This is a genomic window from Leyella stercorea, from assembly GCF_021531655.1.
Genome location: NZ_JADYUF010000085.1, coordinates 1 through 5,230 on the forward strand (window position 1 = coordinate 1; position 5,230 = coordinate 5,230).

A 5,230-nucleotide genomic window follows, 5' to 3' on the forward strand; every position below is an offset into this window, starting at 1 on the left:
GGACCGGGGGTAGGGCTTATTGTTTTTATTACTTCTGCTTTTTGCCCAGCACGTATGCTTCGAGGTCGTCAATTTCCTCTGCTGTGAGAGTGTTGTACTTGCCTCCGCTGAGAACTATTATGCGGCAAGCCATCTCGAAGAACATGGCACGTTCGAACACTTCGTCGAATGTTTTGCCACAAACCACCTGGCCGTGCTTGAGCATCAGAGCCGAGTTGTGGTCCTTGAGCGCTGCCTTTACAGCCTCTGCCAATTCGGGCGAGCCCGGACGGAAGTAAGGAATGACTGGTATGTCGCGACCAACGTGGCACGGCACTTCAGCAGTTACGTTGAAGTCCTTCGGAGTTTCAGTCATGCACGACACAACTGTGGCATACTTCGACTGGAAGTGGAGCACTACGTCGCAGTCGGGACGCTCGCGCAGCACGCCAAGATGGAAACCGCTCTCCATAGAAGGCTTCACTCCGTTGAGCACTTCGCCGTCGGCTACGCGGCAGATAGACACCTTCTCCTTAGGAAGTGTGGGCACCCAAGAGCCTGTTCCAGAAACGAGTGCTTCGTCGCCGATGCGCCATGAGATGTTACCGCTTGAACAAAGGGTCAAGCCTGCGTCGCCAACGCGATGTGCCTGGCGAAGAAATTCCTGTATCTGATAATCCTGTATCATTGTTGTTCTGCCTTTGAAAAAAGTTGAGAGTTGAAATTTGAGAGTATGGATTTTTTTTAGTTGAGATTTGAGAATTGAGATTTGAGAGTTGTGATTACATTTATTTATAAAATCTTGGCTGCAATGTATGAACTGCAGAACTAATCATAACTTTCAATTCTCAACCCTCAACTCTCAACTTTCAATTATAAATTACTTATAAATCGGTCCGTAGTTCTTGCAAGCGCGGAAGTCGGCGCCCTCCTTGTCCATGCCGAATGCGTTCCAAGCGGCAGGACGGAAGATCTGCTCGTCCTCAACGTTGTGCATGCAAACCGGTATGCGCAGGATAGAGCACATAGTGATGAGGTCGGCTCCGATGTGTCCGTAAGAGATGGCACCATGGTTGGCACCCCAGTTGTTCATAACCGAGTAGACATCCTTGAAGGCAGGTTTGTCGCACAGACGTGGCACGAACCATGTTGTAGGCCATGTCGGGTCGGTACGCTTGTCGAGAATGTTGTGGATTTCGGGGTCAATCTCTACAGTCCATCCCTCAGCCAGCTGGAGCACCGGACCGAGTCCCTTGACGTGGTTCAGACGTACCATTGTGACAGGCATACCGCCCTTGGAGAGGAAGTTTGAAGAGAAGCCGCCGCCACGGAAGTAGTCGCGGTTGGCAGGATACCAGGTCGTAGCCTTGAGGCAAGCGTCAATATCCTCTTCTGTCAAGTCCCAGAAGTGCTTCATAGTCGGGTTGCCCTCAGCGTCGGTAGCTGCGCCCGAGCCGTCGAGAGTAGTAGCGCCTGAGTTGATGAGGTGGATGATACCTCCGGCAGCACGGCCCGTAAGCTCCTTACCGGTGACGCGCTTCACGGCCTCGGGGCTCCAATAAGTGCGCACGTCAGAGAATATCTGGGCACGTCCGGTGAGCAAGTGGTTGAAGAGCATGGCAACACCGTTGCCGGCGTCGTTTTCTGTAGCGAGAGTGATAGCCTCGCGCGGTCCGTTCCAGTCGAACGAAGTATTCATGAGCGCTTCGGGGTAGTCGCCGTTAGGATAGAAGTCGGTCCACTGGCGCTGGCCCTGGAAACCGCCTGCGATAGCGTTGTGTCCGATAGCCTCTTCCTTGAAACCAATCTCCTCAAGGCGCGGGTTGCCGTGCATGAGGTCCTTCATGATGATCATCATCTTGACGATGAATTCCCAGTCGGCATCCTTCTCCTCGCGTGTCTTGGCCTTGCCCTGGCGGTTGGCAATGTCCTCGCCCTCGTTGCACATACAATGCTCGCGGGTCCACGCCATAGCCTTCTTGTACTCCTCGGGGTCGTAGATGCCCTCGGTCATGCGGCGGATGATTTCGGTGAGGTCAACGCTTTCGTTGCGCATACCGAGATATTCCTGGAAGAAGTCGGGATTGACGATACTTCCGGCGATGCCCATACAAGCCGAACCCATTGACAGATACGACTTTCCGCGCATTGTAGCCACGGCCTGGGCGGCACGTGCAAAGCGCAGAATCTTCTCAGCAACGTCGGCAGGGATAGAGTCGTCCTCGAGATCCTGAACGTCGTGTCCGTAGATGCCGAAAGCCGGCAGGCCCTTCTGGGCGTGTGCTGCGAGCACGGCAGCAAGGTATACAGCACCCGGGCGCTCGGTTCCGTTGAATCCCCAAACAGCCTTCGGCCAATGCGGGTTCATGTCCATAGTTTCGGCGCCATAGCACCAGCAAGAAGTAACGGTGATAGTAGAACCGACGCCCTCGCGCTCGAACTTCTCGGCACAGGCAGCACTCTCGCCGACGCGGCCGATAGTGGTGTCGGCGATAACGCACTCAACGGGCGAACCGTCGCCGTTGCGCAGGTTCTCACTAATAAGTTTAGCTACTGATTTTGCGAGGTTCATAGTCTTCTCTTCGAGACTCTCGCGCACTCCGCCCTGACGTCCGTCGATAGTGGGGCGAATTCCAATCTTTGGATATTTGCTCATAGCTTTAGGATTTTGATTAGTATGATTTAAGTTATATGTTAGTTCCTTATTTGTTCTTCGATTAGTTGTCTGAATGCAAAGTTAGCAATAAAAAAGCTGAAAAGTTGTCTTTTGCCGTTATTTTTACATTATTATTGTTCCTTTGCTTATATTCCAATCCTTTGTATTACTGCAATTCTTCCTGAAGGTACATTTCCAGAAACTTGTCGCAAAGTCGGTAAGCTCCGTCGTCCTGGCTGATGAAGTCGCGGTCGAGCAGAACCTTTACAGCCCCCTGCACGGTGCTCGCCCCGAGACCGTATTTGCGCAGAAACGCCTGCGACATAATCGAAGTAGGCCCGTTCTCGGCAGCAATAGCCGTCAGCACCTGCTTCTGTTTGGACGTAAGCTGATAGACCAGAGCCTGATAGGCAAAGCGATGCTGCGCCAGAATGCCTGCGATGGCAGCCTTGGCGTCGTCTGTAGTCAGTATGCTGTCGGTCGAAATGGCTGTGTAGAGCATGTTCAGAATGTACTGGATGTACCAGGTCACTCCGTCGAAACGGCCGTAAATGTAGCTGAAAGCCTCGTCGCTTATGGTCTTTCCGTTTCTTGCGAGATGGCGGTTGGCAAAATCGCGGTAGACGGTTCTGTCAATCGGTTCCAGCCCCATGATGCTCGAACTGTGATAGAACGGGCGCGACTGCGACGTGAACATAAGCGCCATCATGTGGCGCTTCGAGCCCGAGAACACGAACGAAGCGTTGTGGCAGTTCTGTATACGCTTGCGAAGAGTGGCCTCGACGGTCTTTTCGGGATAGCTGGCAATGGTCTGGAACTCGTCTATAGCCACAATGCACGGCTTGTCGGCATGCTCGAGATATGCGAAAATCTCGTCGAGCGTAGTGTCTGGAGCCTGAATGTCGCCGATGCCGACGCTCCATTCCGGATTGCCGTTTATGTCGAACGAAATAGTCGATTTGAGCGACTGGAGCATGTTGACAAAGAATTCCCACGCCTTCCTTCCCTTCGGTTTCAGAGCCGTCAGAATGCCCTTGCCCAGAGCGTAGACAAATTCGTTGAGGTCCTTCGTGTCGTAAATGTCAACAAAGATGCAATGGTACTGCTCGCGTATCGCCTTCTGATAGAAGCAGTTATGTATCAGTCCCGACTTGCCCAGGCGACGCTGGGCTATCAACGCGACGTTGCATCGGTTGGTGAGATGGCGAGTCAGCAAGGCAGTCTCGTCAATACGGTCGCAGAAATATTCCGGCGACAGATAGCCTTCTATGACAAATGGATTGGTCTGTACCATAAGCTTTTATGATATTATGAATTTTACGTAACGAAGAATCAATAATGCAAAGGTAGCGCTTTTGTTCGGATGCAGCAACATCCGTAACGCTAAAATCCCTTAACATTCAACATTCAACACTCAGAAAAGGACTCATTTTGCACTTCAAAACGAGCCCTTTTGCACTCCAAAACGAGTCCTTTTGCAGAGTAAAACGAGTCCTTTTGAAAGGCAAAACGAGTCCTTTTGACTTGCCCGTCCAAAACAAGCCCATCCCGAACGCATCCCGAACACATCCCGAAGGAAAGCGATTTCCTCCCAAGAGAAAAATGTTTCCTCCCGAGAGAAAAATTGTTCCCATCCGAGAGAACAAAAACTCTCTTCCTCGTCCTATACCTTATTATATACGAAAGAGTCAAAAATGTAGCACATTTGAAAAAAGACGCTTAAAAATTTGGCGGAATGAAATAAAATACGTACATTCGTTGACGAAACCTAAATGAGGTGTTACGATATGGAGATAAGCGAATTCTTGGACTATATGCGCTACGAACGCAGGCGCTCGGAGCAGACATTGCAGGGCTATCGGCTCGACCTCGAAGCCTATGTCGCCTATCTTGACACACTCGAAGGACATGTGACAATAGACACAGCCGACACCGAAGACATACGCGGATGGATAGAGGCAATGATGGACCGGGGCAACTCGCCCACATCAATATGCCGCCGACTGAGCGCCGTAAGGTCGATGTACCGATACGCACTCGCCCGTGGACTCGTCAGCCACGACCCGGCACACATAGTGCGGGGGCCCAAGAAGTCGCGCTACCTGCCGCAATTCGTGCGCGAAGACGACATGGACAGGCTGCTCGACTCGGCAGAGTGGGGGAGCGATTATATAAGTACACGTGCGCGTACCATATTAATACTGCTTTACGAAACCGGCATGCGAGCCTCCGAACTCACCTCGCTCGACGACAGCTCAGTCGACTTCGCCCAAGGCGAAATACGAGTAACGGGCAAAGGCAACAAGCAGCGCGCCATCCCCTTCGGCGACGAACTCCGCACCCAACTGCACGAATACATACGCCAGCGCGACGCAATGTGGCAGCAACGCATCGACACGGCACTCATACTCAACGACCGCGGCAGCCGCATGACATACGTCCAGCTGCGCAAGGAAGTGATGACGCGCCTCTCGGCAATAGGCAATCTCGCCAAACGGTCGCCCCACGTGCTGCGCCACAGCTTCGCCACCGCCATGCTCAACAACGGCGCCGACCTCGAAAGCGTGCAGAAGCTGCTCGGACATAGCGAACTCT

4 protein-coding genes are annotated in these 5,230 nt (G+C 52.5%); 1 reads left to right on the forward strand and 3 read right to left on the reverse strand.

All coding sequences use genetic code 11. The annotated features are described in order from the left end of the window. Positions 1 to 28 precede the first annotated feature (28 nt). From I6E49_RS13915 to I6E49_RS13925, 3 genes are all read right to left on the reverse strand, one after another. Positions 29 to 667, reverse strand: coding sequence for a class II aldolase/adducin family protein (locus I6E49_RS13915; RefSeq protein WP_235403065.1), 639 nt, complete (start codon positions 665 to 667; stop codon positions 29 to 31). A gap of 192 nt (positions 668 to 859) precedes the next feature. Further along, on the reverse strand, positions 860 to 2,635 hold the full coding sequence (gene fucI, locus I6E49_RS13920) for an L-fucose isomerase (protein ID WP_235403066.1): 1,776 nt from the start codon (positions 2,633 to 2,635) through the stop codon (positions 860 to 862). Between the two features lie 166 nt (positions 2,636 to 2,801). After that, on the reverse strand, positions 2,802 to 3,929 hold the full coding sequence (locus tag I6E49_RS13925) for an AAA family ATPase (protein ID WP_235403067.1): 1,128 nt from the start codon (positions 3,927 to 3,929) through the stop codon (positions 2,802 to 2,804). Positions 3,930 to 4,422: 493 nt separating this feature from the next. Between I6E49_RS13925 and I6E49_RS13930 the strand changes: the two genes are divergently transcribed. Next, positions 4,423 to 5,230, forward strand: an 808-nt coding sequence (locus I6E49_RS13930; RefSeq protein ID WP_235403068.1) for a tyrosine-type recombinase/integrase, incomplete at its 3' end; no start/stop codon positions are given.